The organism is Halalkalibacter alkalisediminis, assembly GCF_028610705.1.
Lineage (GTDB): Bacteria > Bacillota > Bacilli > Bacillales > Bacillaceae_D > Halalkalibacter > Halalkalibacter alkalisediminis.
In genome coordinates, this window is the sequence record NZ_JAQQWT010000001.1 from 332792 (window position 1) to 350354 (window position 17563).

General features: G+C 37.2%; 21 protein-coding genes. All 21 read left to right on the forward strand.

Annotation, left to right across the window (positions count from 1 at the left end):
- Nucleotides 1–65 precede the first annotated feature (65 nt).
- Entirely contained in the window at nt 66–995 is a 930-nt protein-coding gene (gene flgG / locus PQ474_RS01645; protein ID WP_273839969.1) for a flagellar basal body rod protein FlgG, read from the forward strand.
- An 86-nt stretch (nt 996–1081) separates the two neighbouring features.
- The gene (locus PQ474_RS01650) at nt 1082–1294 is read left to right on the forward strand and encodes a flagellar FlbD family protein (protein WP_273839971.1); all 213 of its coding nucleotides are present in this window, start codon (nt 1082–1084) and stop codon (nt 1292–1294) included.
- Entirely contained in the window at nt 1295–1726 is a 432-nt protein-coding gene (fliL, locus tag PQ474_RS01655) for a flagellar basal body-associated protein FliL (protein WP_273839973.1), read from the forward strand. It abuts the gene before it with no gap.
- 35 nt (nt 1727–1761) lie between these two features.
- Nucleotides 1762–2754, forward strand: a complete 993-nt coding sequence (gene fliM / locus PQ474_RS01660) for a flagellar motor switch protein FliM (RefSeq protein WP_273839975.1) — start codon at nt 1762–1764, stop codon at nt 2752–2754.
- Nucleotides 2747–3970, forward strand: a complete 1224-nt coding sequence (fliY, locus tag PQ474_RS01665) for a flagellar motor switch phosphatase FliY (RefSeq protein WP_273839977.1) — start codon at nt 2747–2749, stop codon at nt 3968–3970. The genes fliM and fliY overlap by 8 nt, the downstream gene beginning before the upstream one ends.
- Nucleotides 3971–3983: 13 nt before the next feature.
- The gene (locus tag PQ474_RS01670) at nt 3984–4346 is read left to right on the forward strand and encodes a response regulator (RefSeq protein ID WP_273839979.1); all 363 of its coding nucleotides are present in this window, start codon (nt 3984–3986) and stop codon (nt 4344–4346) included.
- A 33-nt stretch (nt 4347–4379) separates the two neighbouring features.
- Complete coding sequence (gene fliO, locus PQ474_RS01675; protein ID WP_273839983.1) at nt 4380–5075, forward strand: flagellar biosynthetic protein FliO; 696 nt, start codon at nt 4380–4382, stop codon at nt 5073–5075.
- Entirely contained in the window at nt 5075–5779 is a 705-nt protein-coding gene (gene fliP / locus PQ474_RS01680) for a flagellar type III secretion system pore protein FliP (protein WP_273839986.1), read from the forward strand. The genes fliO and fliP overlap by 1 nt, the downstream gene beginning before the upstream one ends.
- 16 nt (nt 5780–5795) lie before the next feature.
- A complete protein-coding gene (fliQ, locus tag PQ474_RS01685) occupies nt 5796–6065 on the forward strand; it encodes a flagellar biosynthesis protein FliQ (protein WP_273840297.1) in 270 nt (89 codons plus the stop codon).
- A complete protein-coding gene (gene fliR, locus PQ474_RS01690; protein WP_273839988.1) occupies nt 6065–6841 on the forward strand; it encodes a flagellar biosynthetic protein FliR in 777 nt (258 codons plus the stop codon). Before fliQ ends, fliR begins: the two co-directional genes overlap by 1 nt.
- Nucleotide 6842: 1 nt before the next feature.
- On the forward strand, nt 6843–7952 hold the full coding sequence (gene flhB, locus PQ474_RS01695; RefSeq protein ID WP_273839990.1) for a flagellar biosynthesis protein FlhB: 1110 nt from the start codon (nt 6843–6845) through the stop codon (nt 7950–7952).
- Nucleotides 7953–7964: 12 nt separating this feature from the next.
- Complete coding sequence (flhA, locus tag PQ474_RS01700; protein ID WP_273839993.1) at nt 7965–10001, forward strand: flagellar biosynthesis protein FlhA; 2037 nt, start codon at nt 7965–7967, stop codon at nt 9999–10001.
- A complete protein-coding gene (gene flhF, locus PQ474_RS01705) occupies nt 9998–11131 on the forward strand; it encodes a flagellar biosynthesis GTPase FlhF (RefSeq protein ID WP_273839995.1) in 1134 nt (377 codons plus the stop codon). The genes flhA and flhF overlap by 4 nt, the downstream gene beginning before the upstream one ends.
- Nucleotides 11132–11138: 7 nt before the next feature.
- Nucleotides 11139–11999, forward strand: coding sequence for a MinD/ParA family protein (locus tag PQ474_RS01710; protein ID WP_273839997.1), 861 nt, complete (start codon nt 11139–11141; stop codon nt 11997–11999).
- Nucleotides 12000–12025: 26 nt separating this feature from the next.
- Nucleotides 12026–13075, forward strand: coding sequence for a protein-glutamate methylesterase/protein-glutamine glutaminase (locus tag PQ474_RS01715; protein ID WP_273839999.1), 1050 nt, complete (start codon nt 12026–12028; stop codon nt 13073–13075).
- 104 nt (nt 13076–13179) lie between these two features.
- Nucleotides 13180–13815 (forward strand): chemotaxis protein CheC, encoded by a 636-nt coding sequence (locus PQ474_RS01720; protein ID WP_273840299.1) that lies wholly within the window; start codon nt 13180–13182, stop codon nt 13813–13815.
- A complete protein-coding gene (locus PQ474_RS01725; RefSeq protein WP_273840002.1) occupies nt 13812–14300 on the forward strand; it encodes a chemotaxis protein CheD in 489 nt (162 codons plus the stop codon). The genes PQ474_RS01720 and PQ474_RS01725 overlap by 4 nt, the downstream gene beginning before the upstream one ends.
- Before the next feature lie 64 nt (nt 14301–14364).
- A complete protein-coding gene (locus tag PQ474_RS01730) occupies nt 14365–15138 on the forward strand; it encodes a FliA/WhiG family RNA polymerase sigma factor (protein ID WP_273840005.1) in 774 nt (257 codons plus the stop codon).
- Between the two features lie 110 nt (nt 15139–15248).
- Nucleotides 15249–16541, forward strand: coding sequence for a DUF342 domain-containing protein (locus PQ474_RS01735; RefSeq protein ID WP_273840008.1), 1293 nt, complete (start codon nt 15249–15251; stop codon nt 16539–16541).
- Nucleotides 16542–16572: 31 nt separating this feature from the next.
- The gene (locus PQ474_RS01740) at nt 16573–16698 is read left to right on the forward strand and encodes a hypothetical protein (RefSeq protein ID WP_273840010.1); all 126 of its coding nucleotides are present in this window, start codon (nt 16573–16575) and stop codon (nt 16696–16698) included.
- A 202-nt stretch (nt 16699–16900) separates the two neighbouring features.
- Nucleotides 16901–17401, forward strand: coding sequence for a DUF6115 domain-containing protein (locus tag PQ474_RS01745; protein WP_273840012.1), 501 nt, complete (start codon nt 16901–16903; stop codon nt 17399–17401).
- The last annotated feature ends 162 nt before the right edge of the window (nt 17402–17563 follow it).

The window sequence follows — 17563 nt, forward strand, 5'->3', positions numbered from 1 at the left end:
GACCCGTAGGGGAGGTCTGAAGCTGTGGACGGATAGAAGCAGCTAATATGAGGAGGAAATGTCAAATGTTACGTTCAATGTATTCTGGTATTTCAGGTATGCAAAATATGCAAACGAAGTTAGATACGATTGGTAATAATATAGCAAATGTTAATACGTTTGGCTTTAAAAAAGGGCGTACAACATTTAAAGATATGGTCAGTCAACAGATTGCAGGTGCTACTGGTCCAGGACAAAACCTTGGGGGAGTAAATGCGAGACAAGTTGGTCTAGGAATGCAGTTAGCTTCAATTGATACAATTCATACACAAGGGAGTTTGCAAAATACAAACAGAGAATTAGATTTAGGTATTTCAGGCGATGGTTATTTCGTTGTAAGTCCGACGAATGCTGCAGGTAATGCAACGGGTGTAGGTGACTTATCTTTCACTCGTGCAGGTAACTTTTATTTAGACCAAGAAGGATTTATTGTTAATTCGGACGGTCTTTACCTTATGGGAGCAAGACCAGGAGCGGATGGAGGTTATATTGGGGTAGATGATTTTAATGTGGACCCAAATAATTTTGGTCGGATTAAAATCCCTTCTGACGCCCAAAGTTTTAGTATTGGGGCAGACGGTAAGGTAATGTTTATAAATAATGCCGGTCTTCAAGTTGCTGGACAAGTTGGATTAGCGAAATTTTCGAATTCTGAAGGTTTAGCAAAAGTAGGGAATAATTTGTATGCTGCATCAGCTAACTCAGGAAATTTACAAGGGGCAAATCTCACTCTTAATGATTTTAATCAACCAGGTTTAAATGCTTACATTTCAATCCCTCAATTTGGTGATGCTGGAACAGGTTCACTTGTTGCTGGTACATTGGAAATGTCTAACGTTGACCTTTCTCAAGAATTTACTGAGATGATTGTTGCGCAACGTGGTTTCCAAGCAAATACAAGAATTATTACAACATCAGATGAAATCCTCCAAGAGCTAGTTAACTTAAAACGATAATCAACTTTGGCTACACTATTAATTATTAATATTACTAATTTTCTAGGAGGTTTGGGCTAGGGTAATACCCCTAGTCCAATCAAATTATGATTGAACTCATTCGCTTAAATGGGCAACCATTTTTATTAAATGTTATGTTAATTGAACAAATAGAAGCTTTCCCAGATGCGACGATTACATTAGTAAGTGGTAAAAAAATTGTTGTACGTAATGACATGAAAGAGATTAAATTATTAATTAATCAACAATTTTCACAAATTGGACTTATAGGGATTCATAATGAAGTGGAGGGGTCATGATTGTTCAAGAATAAACTTGTTAATATTATGCTAATTATACTAATTTCTTTGACCCTTGTCGGTGTGGTAGCGTTTGTTTTAGTGAAAAATTATACAAACCAACCTAACCCCGACGCTCCACCAACAATTGACGAGATTATAACTCAATCATTTGAGACGAAAGAAATCACAACCAATTTGCTTTCTAATGATTTTGTTAGGGCTTCTTTTCGAATTCATGTAGATAATAAAAATGCATTAGCTGAAATACAAAAAAGAGATTTCCAGGTAAATAATATTATTTTACGTGCACTGTCGGGTAAAAGGGCATCTGAGTTAGCGGGCCCAGAAGGGATAGTAGCATTTGAGGCTGATATACGAAATCAGATTAACGAACTCATGCAAGACGGAGAAGTCATTCAGGTTTATACAACTGCATGGGTTATCCAGTAACGGTATGTGTTTAATGAGATTGAGAGGTGAAGATCTTGGCTGACGTTTTATCACAGGGAGAAATTGATGCCCTGTTATCGGCACTTTCTACTGGTGAAATGAATGCTGATGAACTCAAAAAAGAAGAAACTGAAAAAAAAGTAAAAGTATATGATTTTAAGCGAGCTCTTCGCTTTTCAAAAGATCAGATTAGAAGTTTGTCTAGAATTCATGAGAATTTTGCAAGGTTACTGACAACTTATTTTTCAGCTCAACTTCGAACCTATGTGCAAATTTCTGTCACATCAGTTGATCAGTTACCATATGAGGAATTTATCCGTTCGATTCCTAAAATGACGATTTTAAATGTATTTGAACCATATCCCCTTGAGGGAAGGTTATTAATGGAAGTTAATCCGAATATCGCCTATGCAATGCTTGATCGATTATTAGGTGGTAAGGGTGACAGTGTTAATAAAGTCGAAAATTTAACTGAGATAGAAACACGTATTATGTCACAATTGTTTCAACATACATTGGATAGTTTCCAAGAGGCATGGAGTTCCATTATTGAACTAGATCCAGTAATGGAAGATTTAGAAGTGAACCCTCAATTTCTGCAAATGGTCTCTCCTAATGAGACGGTTGTTGTTATTTCCCTTTCAACGACCATTGCAGAAACATCTGGGATGATTAATATTTGTCTTCCGCACGTTGTCTTAGAAGAAATTTTGCCAAAACTTTCGATTCATTATTGGATGCAAGAAAAGAAAAAGCAAAGACAACCTGATGAAATTGAAAAGATTGAAAAAAAGATCAGAAAAGCACCATTGATAATTCAGGCCGAACTAGGGCGATCTGAAATTTCAATTCAAGAATTTTTACATCTTGGAATTGGAGATGTGATTGAACTAAATCAATCTATTGATCGTCCACTAACGATTACCGTTGGTGGCGAACATAAATACAATGCACAACCAGGAAAAATGAAGAATCAAATTGCTGTCCAGGTGACAGAAATAATTGAGGAGGCAGAAGAAAATGAATGATGATATGCTTTCCCAAGATGAGATCAATGCTCTTTTAGCAGGTGTCAGTGGTGGAGATGATGATGTACAAACAACGGATGAAGATAATAGCTTTCTAAGGCTTTCTGATTATATTTCTGAAATTGAGCAAGATGCATTAGGAGAAATTGGAAATATATCATTTGGAAGTGCAGCTACAGCCTTGTCGACTTTATTAAATCAGAAAGTTGACATTACTACGCCCTTACTTTCTATTATTACAAGAAAAGAACTTGAACTAGCTTTTCCACAACCGCATGTGGCTGTTCATGTAGAGTATACAGAAGGTTTCGAAGGCATGAATCTCCTTGTTATCAAAACAACGGATGCAGCGATTATTGCAGATTTAATGCTTGGAGGAGATGGCACCAACCCATCACTAGATTTGACTGAAATGCATGTAAGTGCTGTTCAAGAGGCGATGAACCAAATGATGGGTTCTGCTTCTACTTCAATGTCTACAATCTTTAATAAACGAGTCGATATTTCACCTCCTGGTATTGATTTAATGGATGTGAAAAAAGACGAAGGAACAACGAATTTACCAGAAGAAGATACGTTGGTTAAAATTTCTTTCCGTTTAAAAGTAGGAGACTTAATTGACTCAAATATTATGCAGTTAGTCACTGTTACCTTTGCAAAGAATTTGGTTAATGAATTAATGAATCCAGGTGGAGAAATGGAAGAAGACATTCCCATGTATATGGAAGAACCTCAACCTAAACTAGAGGGTAAAGTTGATCCTGTTGTGCCTGTTCAGCATAACCAATCGAATCAGGCTAGTCAACAAATGCCAAGAGAACAGATGGCTCCTCCTCATTATGAACAACGTGGTCAGCAACATTTAGGACAGGCGTCAACGTTTGCTCAGCGTGATGTAGACGTTCAACCTGCAGCATTTTCTACATTTGAAACTCCACAGTTGAATCCAAATGAATCAAATAACTTAAATATGCTTTTAGATATTCCACTTCAAGTAACAGTCGAATTAGGGCGTACGAAACGTTCAATTAAAGAAATACTTAAATTTACTCAAGGTTCGATCATTGAATTAGATAAATTAGCTGGTGAGCCTGTGGATATTCTCGTCAATCAAAAATTGATTGCTAAAGGCGAAGTGGTTGTCATTGATGAAAACTTTGGTGTTCGTGTCACGGATATCGTTAGTCAAGAAGATAGAATTAGAAATTTGAAATAGGGTGTGAGTACTGATGTCTGCACGAATATTAATTGTTGATGATGCTGCTTTTATGAGAATGATGATCAAAGATATTTTATCCAAAAATGGTTTTGATGTGGTTGGCGAGGCAAATGATGGAGCGCAAGCTATTGAAAAATATAAAGAATTAAAACCAGATCTTGTCACAATGGATATCACTATGCCCGAAATGGACGGAATTACGTCTTTGAAGGAAATCAAAACCATTGACCCGAGTGCTAAGATAATCATGTGTTCAGCGATGGGGCAACAGGCTATGGTTATTGATGCCATCCAAGCTGGTGCAAAAGACTTCATTGTGAAGCCATTTCAGGCAGATCGAGTACTAGAAGCCATTCAAAAAGCAATTAGTTAACTAATATATAAGGAGTGGAGGGGCTAATCATCTATGCGGATAAGATTTCTAATTATAGCTCTAATTCTTAGCAGTCTACTCGGACTGCAGCAACATGTAGCAGCTGAAACACCTGATGAGAATCGAAGGGTGAATGAAACGTTAAAAGGTAACGATTCTACTGTAGAGAATGTCAATGAGGAGGCTCCAGCCGTTACAGACCCATGGACAAATGATACGGAGCCGGTATCAGATGAGATCATTCCAGAACAAAATACCTTTTTAATTTTTGCGCAGATGATTAGTGCCTTAGCTCTTGTAATCGTTCTGATTTATTTGCTTTTACGTTTTTTAAATAAAAGGTCACAATCATTTCGTTCAACTCAAATGTTACAAAATATAGGTGGTGTCCCCCTTGGAGCGAACCGGTCGGTACAGTTAGTAAAAGTCGGAAATCGCGTTTTAGTTGTAGGGGTGGGGGAAAGCATTCATTTGTTAAGGGAAATTGAGGATGCAGAGGAAGTTAATCTAATTGTGAACCAACAAAAGGAACAATTTGAGCAATTGGATCAACCTATCAATAAATTATTTACATTTGTAAGTAAAAAGATAGGTTTGAATAAAGCATATCCATCTTTTACAAGCAAATCAAACGAGGACGCATTTAAAAACTTGCTATCTAAGCAATTAGAAGATGTTTCTAAGTCACAAGAGAAACTATATGATGCTGTAAGGGAGCGTGACAAATAATGCTCGATTCACTCATTCTTTCAGCTGTCACGACAATCCCTGGTGTTGATTTAGACTTTATAAATAATGAACCTGAAAATGTAGCAACTACTATTCAATTGCTTATTCTTTTGACGGTTCTATCTTTAGCTCCATCTATTTTGATTTTAATGACAAGTTTTACAAGAATTGTGATTGTTTTATCGTTTGTAAGGCAAGGGCTTGCTACGCAATCAATGCCTCCGAACCAAGTGCTAATAGGTTTAGCTCTTTTTCTTACTTTTTTTATAATGGCACCTGTTTTCGCTGAAGTAAATGAGACGGCTATTACTCCATTTATTAATGAAGAAATCGACCAAGAAGAAGCTTTTTATTTAGCTGCCCTTCCAATGAAAGAGTTCATGGCCAATCACACACGTGAGAAGGACTTGGCTTTGTTTATGGGGTATGCCGGATTAGAAAGACCAGAAACATTAGACGATATTCCATTGACCGCTTTAGTTCCTGCTTTTGCGATTAGTGAGTTAAAAACAGCCTTTCAAATTGGATTTCTCATTTTCATTCCTTTTCTAGTGATTGATATGATTGTAGCAAGCGTTCTGATGTCGATGGGGATGATGATGTTGCCACCTGTTATGATCGCTTTGCCTTTTAAAATTTTATTGTTTGTTTTGGTGGATGGTTGGTATCTGATCGTACAATCATTGCTTCTTAGCTTTAATTAGAGGATGGGGGATTATGATGAGTCCTGAATTTGTAATAAGTATGGCAGAAAATGGGATTTGGACGGTGTTAATTGTAGCTGGACCGCTATTAATTGTAGCACTTGGTCTTGGTTTATTAGTCAGTATTTTCCAAGCGACGACCCAGATTCAAGAGCAGACTTTGGCCTTTATTCCCAAAATTGTCGGTGTCTTTGCAGCATTAATTATCTTTGGTCCTTGGATGCTCTCTAATGTAACGAATTTTACACATCAAATATTTAGTAATCTTCATAGGTTTATTGGATAATGATGGAGTTTGTTAACATATTTCCTGCTTTTTTGCTTGTATTTGTGCGAGTCTTAGCCTTTTTTGCAGTATTACCCATATATGCCCATAGGTCTATTCCTAATTCAATGAAAATAGGCCTAGCTCTTTTTTTAGCATACATTATGGTATTTACACTCGAATCGCCAGTTGTAGTCATTGATGGCTTGTATTACTTCCTTATTATAAAAGAAGCAATGGTAGGCTTATTAGTTGGTCTCATTGCAGCGATTCTTTTATATGCGATTCAAGTTGCAGGAGGGTTCATTGATTATAGTATGGGTTTTATGATTGCGAACGTTGTAGATCCACAGACGGGTGCACAAACACCTTTAACAGGAAGCTATTTATATACATTTGCTTTATTGTTCCTTCTACTTGTCAATGGCCATCATTTACTATTAGATGGGATCTATTATAGCTATCAGTTTGTACCAATGGATCAAGTGCATCTCCCGTTCGGACAGGAAAATATTATCCGCTATGCGGCTAAGACATTCAATGCTATGTTTATTATTGCATTTCAGATGGCTTTACCGATTGTAGGTTCTCTATTTTTAGTCGATGTAGGACTCGGGATGGTATCAAGGGCTGTACCTCAAATGAATGTTTTCGTTGTTGGTATGCCATTGAAAATTCTTGTTGGTCTACTATTATTAACGGTATTTATGAGTGTTTTCTTTATGGTTGTTCAAAATTTATTTGATCAGATGGTTTTGGCAATGCGAACTTTATTACAATTACTCGGGGGTGCTTAAATTGAGTCAGTTCAAATTATTAGTAAATCTTCAATTTTTTGCTGAAGAAAAAACTGAAAAAGCAACCCCGAAGAAACGCCAAGACACAAGAAAAAAAGGACAAGTAGCGAAAAGTACAGACGTAAACACAGCGATTATTTTATTGTTAGTGTTTTTATTTTTATGGCTTTTTGGTGGCATGCTTGGTGGGACCTTACTTAATCTTTTAAAACATACGTTTCAAACGTATTTACTTATGGATGTAACAGAAAGTAACTTTGCAGGGATATTTACAGAATTGGTATTGGAAGCGGCAATTGTTTTATTACCAATTATGTTAATTGCACTGCTCGCTGGTGTTGCCTCAAGCTATATGCAAGTAGGGGTTTTATTTGCACCTGAGGGGATTAAAATGAAGCTGTCAAAACTTGATCCAATCAAGGGAGCAAAACGTATCTTTTCTGTTAGAGCTTTAGTCGAATTAGTTAAATCTTTATTAAAAATAGGGTTAGCTGGCTTAGTCGTCTTTGTAATCATCTACTATAAGCTTGAGGATGTTATGCTTCTTTCGCAAAAAAGTGTAGCTGATGGCTTTTATATCATTGCACAGCTCGTTGTGACATTGGGGATTTCAGTTGCGATTCTTTTACTAATTTTATCGATACCAGACTATTTGTATCAAAAATATGACCATGAAAAGCAAATTAAGATGTCAAAGAAAGATATTAAAGATGAGCATAAAAATATGGAAGGGGACCCTAGAATAAAATCAAAACGTAAGCAGAAACAAATGGAAATGGCTATGCAAAGGATGATGCAGGAAGTTCCGAAAGCGGATGTAGTTATTACCAATCCTACGCATTTCGCGGTGGCTTTACGTTACGATGAAGAAAAGGCGGATGCGCCATTTGTAGTTGCAAAAGGTCTTGATTTTGTAGCTCAAAAAATGAAGGGGATCGCGGCAGACCACGAAGTCATAACCGTTGAGAACAAACCTTTAGCTAGAGCTTTATACGCTCAGGCGGACATAGGGGATCAAGTTCCTGAAGAGCTATTCAAAGCGGTAGCAGAAGTGCTTGCTTATGTGTATCGTCTAAAAAAACAAACAGGTAAAATAAGTACCTTAAGATAGGAGAGAAGTTGTGTGGCAATAAGAGACCTATCTGTATTACTAGGTGTTATCTTAATCGTCATTATGCTCATCATCCCGTTACCTACGGCGATGTTGGACTTTTTAATTATTATTAATATATCTCTTGCATTAATCATTATTCTTGTTGCGATGAATACGAGAGAACCATTGCAATTCTCAATTTTTCCAACGCTCTTATTATTAGTCACCTTATTTAGACTAGGTTTGAATGTATCTACTACACGCTCCATCTTAGGAGAGGCGAATGCTGGAAATGTCATTGATACATTTGGAAATTTCGTTGTAGGGGGAAATGCTTTAGTAGGTTTTGTTGTTTTCCTCATCTTGATTGTCATTCAGTTTCTTGTTATTACAAAAGGAGCTGAACGTGTATCTGAAGTTGGGGCACGTTTTACACTTGACGCAATGCCAGGGAAGCAGATGAGTATTGATGCAGATTTAAATGCAGGGATGATCTCTGATGCTGAAGCAAAAGCGCGTCGTGAGAAAATTGAGCAAGAAGCTGACTTTTATGGATCTATGGATGGTGCAAGTAAATTTGTTAAAGGAGACGCCATCGCAGGAATCGTGATTGTTATTATTAATCTCCTTTTTGGTTTAATTATTGGGATGACTCAAATGGGTATGGATTTGACTACATCTGCAGCAACTTATACGTTATTAACAGTTGGAGATGGTTTGGTTAGTCAGATTCCGGCATTATTAATCTCAACGGCAACAGGGATTGTTGTAACTCGTGCAGCATCAGAAGGAAACTTAGGACACGATATCACGAAACAGATTTTTGCTTATCCCAAGATGTTATATATTGCAGGAGGAACGATCTTTTTATTAGGAGTCATCACACCGATCTCTCCTGTATTTACGTTTCCGATTGCATTTGCTCTTATTTTTGGTGGCTATTATCTTGGGGGAAATGAAAAAAGAGCATTACTTGAAGAAGATCTGGTGGAGGAGGAAGAACAACCTGACGAGATGAAATCTCCTGAAAGTGTCGTTAATCTTCTTCAGATTGATCCGATTGAATTTGAATTCGGTTATGGGTTAATTCCGTTAGCTGATGCCAATCAAGGTGGTGATTTATTAGATCGAGTCGTTATGATACGTCGTCAAATGGCACTTGAACTTGGAATGATTGTGCCAGTGATACGGATTCGTGACAATATACAGCTTCAACCAAATGAATATACAATTAAGATTAAAGGTAATGAAATAGCGAAAGGTGAACTGTTTTTAGATCACTATATGGCTATGAGTCCAGGTGTTGAGGATGATAGCATTATCGGGATAGATACGATAGAACCAGCTTTTGGGTTGCCAGCTCTATGGATTGGAGAAGAGATGAAAGAACAGGCTGAATTGTCAGGATATACAGTTGTCGATCCACCGTCTGTCGTTTCAACGCATTTAACTGAAATAATTAAACGTCACGCTCATGAATTGTTAGGTAGACAAGAAACAAAACAGCTTGTTGATCATCTAAAAGAAACATATCCGGCACTTGTTGAAGAAGTAACACCAGGTTCTTTATCCACAGGTGAGATTCAAAAAGTTCTAACAAACTTGCTAAAAGAAAATGTATCCATTCGCAATTTACCAATCATTTTTGAGACACTTGCTGATTATGGACATATGACAAAAGATATGGATTTGGTTACCGAATACGTTCGTCAATCTTTATCTCGTCAAATCTCAAAGCAAATGACGACACCTGGAGAACCAATGTACGTCATTACGTTAAGTGGAACAGTTGAAAAGAAAGTAGCAGATTCGGTTCAGCAAACAGAACACGGGAATTTCATCTCTATGGACCCTAATGATTCGCAACGTATTTTGGAGTCGGCAGCATCCGAAACTGACCGTCTGTCACAAATGGGACAAGTACCTGTTATCCTCTGTTCTCCTGCTGTACGAATGTATGTTAGACAATTACTTGAACGTTATTTGCCTCATGTACCGATCTTGTCTTATAACGAGCTTGAAGCAGATGTCGAAGTGCAAAGTGTAGGAGTGGTGAACGTAGTATGAAGGTAAAGAAATATATAGCAAATACAATGCATGATGCAATGAAAACCATTCGGTCAGAATTAGGTAATGACGCGGTTATCCTAAACTCAAAAGAAATCGAGACTGGTGGTTTTCTAGGTTTCTTTACAAAGAAACAAACGGAAGTGATTGCAGCTATTGATCCAACAATAAATAGAAGATCGGTTCGAAAAAAAGAACCGGTCATTCTTGAAAAAACGATTCAACCTAGTGTTCAAAAAACAGTTGCCGCTGAAACTCAAAATAGTCTAATCAAGGAAATCAATCAACTAAAAGAACTTGTACAAGGACTTAATGCTAATGGTAATACGGTTGAAAAGGAATATCCAGAACCTTTCCAAACAATAAACAACTATTTGAGTAGTCAAGGTGTTACATCAACCATACGTCTAAAAGCTTTAAAACACCTGATGAAGAACTGGTATGAGCAAACATCATCAAAACACGATCAAGTAGATGTGAACCAAGAGCTAATAGCCTATTTTAAAAATTTTCTAGAAAGTATGCCTATGGGCGGGCTTGGATTTGATAAAAAGGTTATTAATATTGTTGGTCCAACCGGAGTCGGCAAAACGACTACAATCGCTAAATTAGCTGCTCACTGTGTTTTGAAAAAACAAAAAAAAGTAGCGCTAATTACTACAGATACTTATCGGATTGCGGCTGTTGAACAATTAAGAACATACGCAAAAATATTAAATATTCCTTTAGAGGTTGCTTACTCGATTGATGATTTCAAGCGTGCGATTAGTCAATTTGAACATTATGATCTGGTGTTAGTTGATTCTGCAGGAAGAAACTTTAGAAACCAATTGTATGTAGAGGAATTAAATAAAGTAATTGACTTCAAAGAAAATGCAGAGACTTATTTAGTCTTATCACTTGTTTCTAAATATGAAGACATGAAAGATATTGTACACCAATTTGATCTTATTCCGATTAAAAAGGTGATCTTAACGAAAAAGGATGAAACGAGTACATATGGAGCGATGTTAAACATCCCACTTGAACTCGGTAAAGGCATTGCTTATGTAACGATTGGACAAAATGTACCTGATGATATAGTGGAAGCTTCCGTTTCCTATATATTAGACTGCTTGTTTTCGAGGTGAATAATAAATGAATGATCAAGCAGAAAATTTGAGACGTTTGTTACAAAATGATCAACGAAAAGATGCCAAGGTTATTGCTGTTGTAAGTGGGAAAGGTGGGGTAGGTAAATCCAATGTATGTTTGAATTTTGCGATTAGCCTCTCCAAATTGGGGGAAAAAGTTGCCATTTTTGACTTAGATATCGGAATGGCCAATTTAAATATATTAATGGGGTTGACGCCTAATTATCATTTGATGGACTTGCTAGATAATCAGTTATCCATTTGGGATATTATGGAGGAAGGACCTGCTGGAATTTCTTATATTGCAGGTGGATCTGGCTTTTCGTCATTTGTCGAATTAAATGATGAACGTCTTAAAAAATTCTTTTCGCAACTAGAGCTAATTGGAGAAAATTTTGACTATATCTTTTTAGATATGGGTGCTGGTGCTACAAAAGAAAGTATTGAATTGGTAATGGCAGCACATGATGTGTTTGTCGTAACGACTCCGGAACCTACAGCTATTACGGATGCCTATTCAATGATAAAATTCATTTTTCTTAGAGACGATTATAAACCGATGTATCTTATTGTTAACCGTGTCGATTCTGAAAAAGAAGGAGACAGAACGATTGAGAATTTTAAAAAAGTAGCCTTAAAGTTTTTACAAAAGGACATTAAAGCGTTAGGTTACATTCCCAATGATCCAACCGTGTCAAAGGCAGTTAAAGCACAAACCCCGTTTGTTATATACGATCAGTTTGCGAAGGCGAGTAAAGCTGTTGCCGGGCTTGCATCCGTCTATATAGGAAGGAAACAGGAAACGTCAACAAAATATGGCCAATTTCTCTCTAAAATGCGAAAAATGGTAAGTTTAAGGAAATAGAACAGGACAGAAAGTTAGGGATATTCGTGGGAAATACGATTCAAGTACTTGTTGTAGATGATTCAGCTTTTATGAGAAAAGTCATATCTGATATGCTCAATAAACATCCAGGAATCAAAGTAATTGCTACAGCACGTAATGGACAAGATGCTTTAGGTAAAAGAAAAGAATTAAGACCAGATGTCATCACGCTAGATATTGAGATGCCAATTATGGATGGTCTAGAAACCTTAAAGCGCTTGATGGATGATCCATGTCCTGTAGTGATGGTTAGTAGTACGACAAAGGAAGGTGCTAAAAACACGCTTTTAGCGATGGAGTATGGTGCGGTTGATTTTGTCACTAAACCATCTGGAGCTATTTCTTTAGATATTGGTAAAGTGGAGCAGCAAATTGTTGATAAAGTCATTCAGGCTTCCAAAGCAAATGTTTGTCGTCAGCAAGGTAAATTTGCTCCTGTACAGGGTAATAATCAAGGTAATCAAAAGATAAAGAAAACAAATAAAAATAAAAAAATAATCGCTATTGGTACATCAACGGGAGGACCACGGGCTCTAAAGGATGTTATTCCCAAGTTGCCTGCATCAATTAACGCACCTATTTTGATTGTTCAACATATGCCACCTGGTTTTACACTTTCACTTGCAGAAAGATTAAACACCCTCTCGAATGTGAGGGTGAAAGAAGCAAAAGACGGCGAGGTTTTACAAAATGGAACAGCTTATATTGCACCAGGAGGCTTTCATTTAAGTGTGAAAAAACAGGGGAATCAATATGTTATTCATACACATAAAGAGGAACCAAGAAGAGGACATAGACCGTCTGTGGATGTGATGTTTGAATCCCTTGCCGAACTAAAAGAGATAGAGACGATTGCGGTTATTATGACTGGAATGGGAGCAGACGGCACAGAAGGATTAATGAAGCTTAAACAAACCCCTAATTGTTATGCTATAGCAGAAGCAGAAGAATCATGCGTTGTTTTCGGAATGCCTAAAGCTGCGATTAAAACGAAATTAGTCAATAAGGTTGCACATGTACAACAAATAAGTGATAGTATCGTCAGGCTTTTTTAAAGGTAGATTAGGGAGACATCTTTAATAGCATTCTGTCCGATTCCACTCACTAAGGAATAATGGGGTGGGACTACTTTAGCCGAAACGTCTAGGGGGGATGGATGATGGAGTTTTTTCAAAAGCTTAAACCGCATCATTTAGATGCATTAAAGGAAATAGGAAATATCGGAGCAGGGCATGCAGCTACTGCTTTATCAAAATTGCTAAATAAAAAGATTGATATGAGTGTACCAGCGGTCAGGCTCGTTTCTTTTCAGGATTTACCTGATCAAATTGGAGGTGCTGATCAAAAGGTGGCGGCTATTTTTCTCAGAATAGAAGGAGATGCACCTGGAAGTATTTTTTATATCTCTCATATAGAAGAAACTGAAAAACTGATTCAGCACCTAACGAACGAATTGACCTTTCAACTACAAGAACCACCGTATGATGAATTAGGAACATCTGCTTTTTTAGAAGTAGGAAATATCCTTGCGGGTTCGTATCTTAGCTCCCTTGCAGATTTCACCCAATTGTCCTTACAACCATCTGTACCGGGTTTCAGTGTTGATATGGCAGGTGCAATATTAAGTTATGGTCTAATTCCTCTTTCTGAGGTTGGTGATTATGCGATAGTAATTGATACAGAGATGATGGAACTAGATGCTAAAGAAGGGCGAATCCGAGGGCACTTTTTATTATTGCCTGATCCTCAGTCATTTAAAGAAATTTTTACAGCTTTAGGAGTGGATCTAAGATGAGTAGCGTCATTAAAGTCAGAATGGCAGACCTTAATGTCGTTTCTGCTCCTGATACCATTCGAACATCAGGTCTTGGCTCATGTGTTGGAGTTGTGATCTACGATGACAAACGTGCAATAGCGGGAATGGCGCACATTATGCTACCGAGCTCTTCTCTGAGTAAACACCTTATGACAAATGAAGCGAAGTATGCGGATACTGCTATTCCAGCTTTACTTACACAACTAGAAAAACGAGGGGCTCGCTTATATTCATTAAAAGCAAAATTGGCTGGCGGAGCGCAGATGTTTTCGTTTTCTACGGGAAATGATTTGATGCGAATTGGACCGCGTAATGTAGAAGCAACAAAAGACAAACTGAAGGAACTTGGTATCCCGATTATAGCAGAAGATGTCGGAGGTAAAAGTGGTCGTACGATAGAATTTAACCCGATCTCTCAACTGTTGCAAATAAGAACAGTGAACAAAGGTACGACGGAAATTTAATGTTTTATAGAATATAAACTAATTATTCATTCATTTATAGTAAACAGTTAAGCGGGGGGCAATTATGGGACATGTAACAGCGGTAGAAGACAGAAAACTCTGGGATAAATGGTTTGCAGAGAGAAGTCATGATGCTTGTGATGAGTTAATTAGGCGCTATATGCCACTCGTTCATTACCATGTTCAACGTATTTCAGTAGGTCTACCAAAAAATGTTCAAAAAGATGACCTAACAAGCCATGGATTAGTGGGATTATATGATGCATTAGAGAAGTTTCAGCCAGAACGAGATTTGAAATTTGATACGTATGCTTCTTTTCGAGTAAGAGGTGCTATCATTGATGGGCTAAGGAAGGAGGATTGGCTCCCGAGGTCGATGCGCGACAAGATTAAAAAGGTTGAAGCTGTTACGGAAAAGCTTGAACAGCGAAATGGTCGATATGTTAAAAGTGAAGAAGTAGCTAAGGAGCTAGAGATTGATTCTTTAGAAGTTGAAAAGATTAAGGCTGATTATTTTAGTTCAAGCTCACTGTCTATTGACGAACAGTCTCACGATACAGAACGAAACGAGACTTATGCAGCGACCATTGAAGATAAAGTAACTAGAACCCCAGAACAACATTCGAGTGATTTAGAGACGAAGAAAGAATTAGCGAAAATGATCGATCAATTACCTGAGAAAGAAAGACTAGTCATTAGTTTATTTTATTATGAAGAATTGACTTTGACTGAAATTGGGCAGATCTTAAACCTTTCCACATCACGTATTTCACAAATTCATTCTAAGTCATTGTTCAGACTCCAACAAGAAATGAAAAAAACCGAAAAATATCAGTAGTAGATGGGGTTGATTGTGATGTCTGAGTTAGAACGATTTTTCGAAATTCAAGTAGCATCAAATAAAATGGAAGCAACGATCGTTCAACATAAAAACTTAGAGAGGAGATCGTGTTAACAAAGGAATCTCTTCTTCAATTTATTCACGAACATGGGGTTACTTATGGAATGGATAACATGGTCGTTGCTGAAATTTCAACTGATAAAGAAACGTTAAAATCGAGGGTGAAGATTGCTTCTGGCAAAGAGCCAGTTCAGGGAGAAAGGTCTTATATTCAGCTCATCATATTTCAGAAAAAAGATCGGCCATATCAATCCGTTCAAAATATGAATCTCAAAGATTTTTTAGAGATCCCCTCAGTTACAGTTGGAGATAAAGTGGCGACTAAAATAAACGCGACATTAGGTGAACCAGGCTATAATGTCTTTGGCGAAGAAGTGCCTGCAAAACCGGGTAGGGATTTCACGTTACGAAAAGGAAAGAATACACGACTTGATGAAGAAGAAGAGTGCCTCTATTCATTAATTGATGGTCAAATCAGTATTGATAAATATACAGTCCATGTCCAGCCTACTTATGGGATCAATAGCGATCTATCGCTGGCAACAGGAAATATATCTTTTGTTGGTAACGTTAACATTACAGGGAATGTCCCTACCGGCTTTGAAGTGGAAGCGGGTGGGGATATTAGAGTATCTGGCACTGTTGAAGCAGCTAAGCTGAAAGCTGGTGGGTCTATTTTTATAGGAGCTGGAATTGTTGGACAAAATCGTTCATTTATTGAAGCGAACGGGGATCTTCAAACGACTTTTATTAATGAAGGTAGTGTTGTTGTTGAGGGAGCAATTGAAGTCGCACAAGCAATATTACATAGTTCTTGTACAGCTGGGACTACTGTAAATTGTACACGAGGTAAGGGGTTAATAGTAGGTGGGTCTATTTCAGCGAAACGAAGCATTCAAGTGAACGAAGTTGGTAATGATATGCATACAAAGACGAACTTATTCATTGGAATGCATGAATATGCTATTAAGCAACAAAAGGAAATGGAAGCCGAATTAAAGAAAGCACAAGATGATTTAGCGAAGTTAGGGAGACTGCTAAAACTTTTGTTAGATAAAGAGAAAGAAACAGGTGAATTAGTTGGTCGTGATAAGCTGTCCAAATTAAAGATTTTGAATGCATTCCAACTAGCAAAACAAAAGATTGACCAGTTGACGGAAGAGTTAAAGGTATATGAAGACGATGAAAGCCAAGAAGAAGAAGGTTTTATCAGTTTTACACGTACGATTTATCAAAATGTAGATGTCCATTTTGGTAAATACCGAAGAAGGATTTTATCTGAATTTCATAGGGCTCAAATTGCGCTAATTGACTTTGAGATAAAAATTAATACAAATTAATGTAGTGTTCTTTCGAGAGGAGAGGTGTTGATTGAGTTTACGTCCAATTGAAGCACAAGGGTCATTTCCAATCTCTCAAAAAACAGGGAAATTACAAGAGCAATTGCAACAAAGAGGGCAAGTAAGTCAAGAAATAATCGGTCAGCAGCAGCTATAAGAAGAACGGAAACAAAAAAAGCGAGTTCATGAAACGAAATCGAAAGACCAAGCTAGGTTTAATAAAGAGGGGGAGAATCGACAAGGTCAAAAAAGGGAACAAAAGTCCAGTGATAAGGAAGAAAATGAGATCGAGTCAGACTCTAAACATCCCTTTAAAGGTAAATTTATCGATTTTTCTGGTTAAGGAAAGGAATTAATGAATGACGACATTATTGGTGACCATTAGTCTCCTCTTACATGGAGTTACGTTTTTGTGGATTATGACGCTATTACAGAAACAACAACCAGTTCAGGATACCGATTTAAAAAAGGTGAAAAATGAAATAGAAGATTTGTTGATCTCTTATACAGCAGAAATGAAAGAGGAAAATGAACTCCTCTTAAAACAAATTCAAGAGGTCAAACATCGAGATACAAAGGCTAATCAACAGGCTTCCGTCGATAAAGGTTTGACGAGAAACTTGAGTAGAAATCCAGACAAGATCAACGATATAGAGTCAAAGCATGAGCGTAAGGTAGAGGAAGATTATACAGCGTATCAACCTCCGCTTCTTGATATGGATGAAGAACTTATTTACGAACAATCAGACTCAGCAAAGGTTATGGCGCTCTTCAAACAAGGCTTGTCAACGACTGACATTGCAAAAAGATTAAAGCTTGGAAAAGGTGAAGTAGAATTAATGTTGAAATTTCATCAATAATGTCTAAATCTGCTTGCAACCATCTTTTTGATATGATATATTAAACAACGGTGTTAATCACACACGCATTCTAATTTGTATGAGGGTGCTGACATTGTCAGTGTTATACAAAAATGATGAACGCGGAGGAAAACAAAAAAACCAAATTGAAGGAGGTGTTTG

Bases quoted from the DNA above. Each gene is read 5' to 3' on its own strand.
- flgG (WP_273839969.1), top strand. From the start codon at position 66: ATGTTACGTTCAATGTATTCTGGTATTTCAGGTATGCAAAATATGCAA.
- PQ474_RS01650 (WP_273839971.1), top strand. From the start codon at position 1,082: ATGATTGAACTCATTCGCTTAAATGGGCAACCATTTTTATTAAATGTT.
- fliY (WP_273839977.1), top strand. From the start codon at position 2,747: ATGAATGATGATATGCTTTCCCAAGATGAGATCAATGCTCTTTTAGCA.
- PQ474_RS01670 (WP_273839979.1), top strand. From the start codon at position 3,984: ATGTCTGCACGAATATTAATTGTTGATGATGCTGCTTTTATGAGAATG.
- fliO (WP_273839983.1), top strand. From the start codon at position 4,380: ATGCGGATAAGATTTCTAATTATAGCTCTAATTCTTAGCAGTCTACTC.
- fliP (WP_273839986.1), top strand. From the start codon at position 5,075: ATGCTCGATTCACTCATTCTTTCAGCTGTCACGACAATCCCTGGTGTT.
- fliQ (WP_273840297.1), top strand. From the start codon at position 5,796: ATGAGTCCTGAATTTGTAATAAGTATGGCAGAAAATGGGATTTGGACG.
- fliR (WP_273839988.1), top strand. From the start codon at position 6,065: ATGATGGAGTTTGTTAACATATTTCCTGCTTTTTTGCTTGTATTTGTG.
- flhF (WP_273839995.1), top strand. From the start codon at position 9,998: ATGAAGGTAAAGAAATATATAGCAAATACAATGCATGATGCAATGAAA.
- PQ474_RS01710 (WP_273839997.1), top strand. From the start codon at position 11,139: ATGAATGATCAAGCAGAAAATTTGAGACGTTTGTTACAAAATGATCAA.
- PQ474_RS01720 (WP_273840299.1), top strand. From the start codon at position 13,180: ATGGAGTTTTTTCAAAAGCTTAAACCGCATCATTTAGATGCATTAAAG.
- PQ474_RS01725 (WP_273840002.1), top strand. From the start codon at position 13,812: ATGAGTAGCGTCATTAAAGTCAGAATGGCAGACCTTAATGTCGTTTCT.
- PQ474_RS01730 (WP_273840005.1), top strand. From the start codon at position 14,365: ATGGGACATGTAACAGCGGTAGAAGACAGAAAACTCTGGGATAAATGG.
- PQ474_RS01745 (WP_273840012.1), top strand. From the start codon at position 16,901: ATGACGACATTATTGGTGACCATTAGTCTCCTCTTACATGGAGTTACG.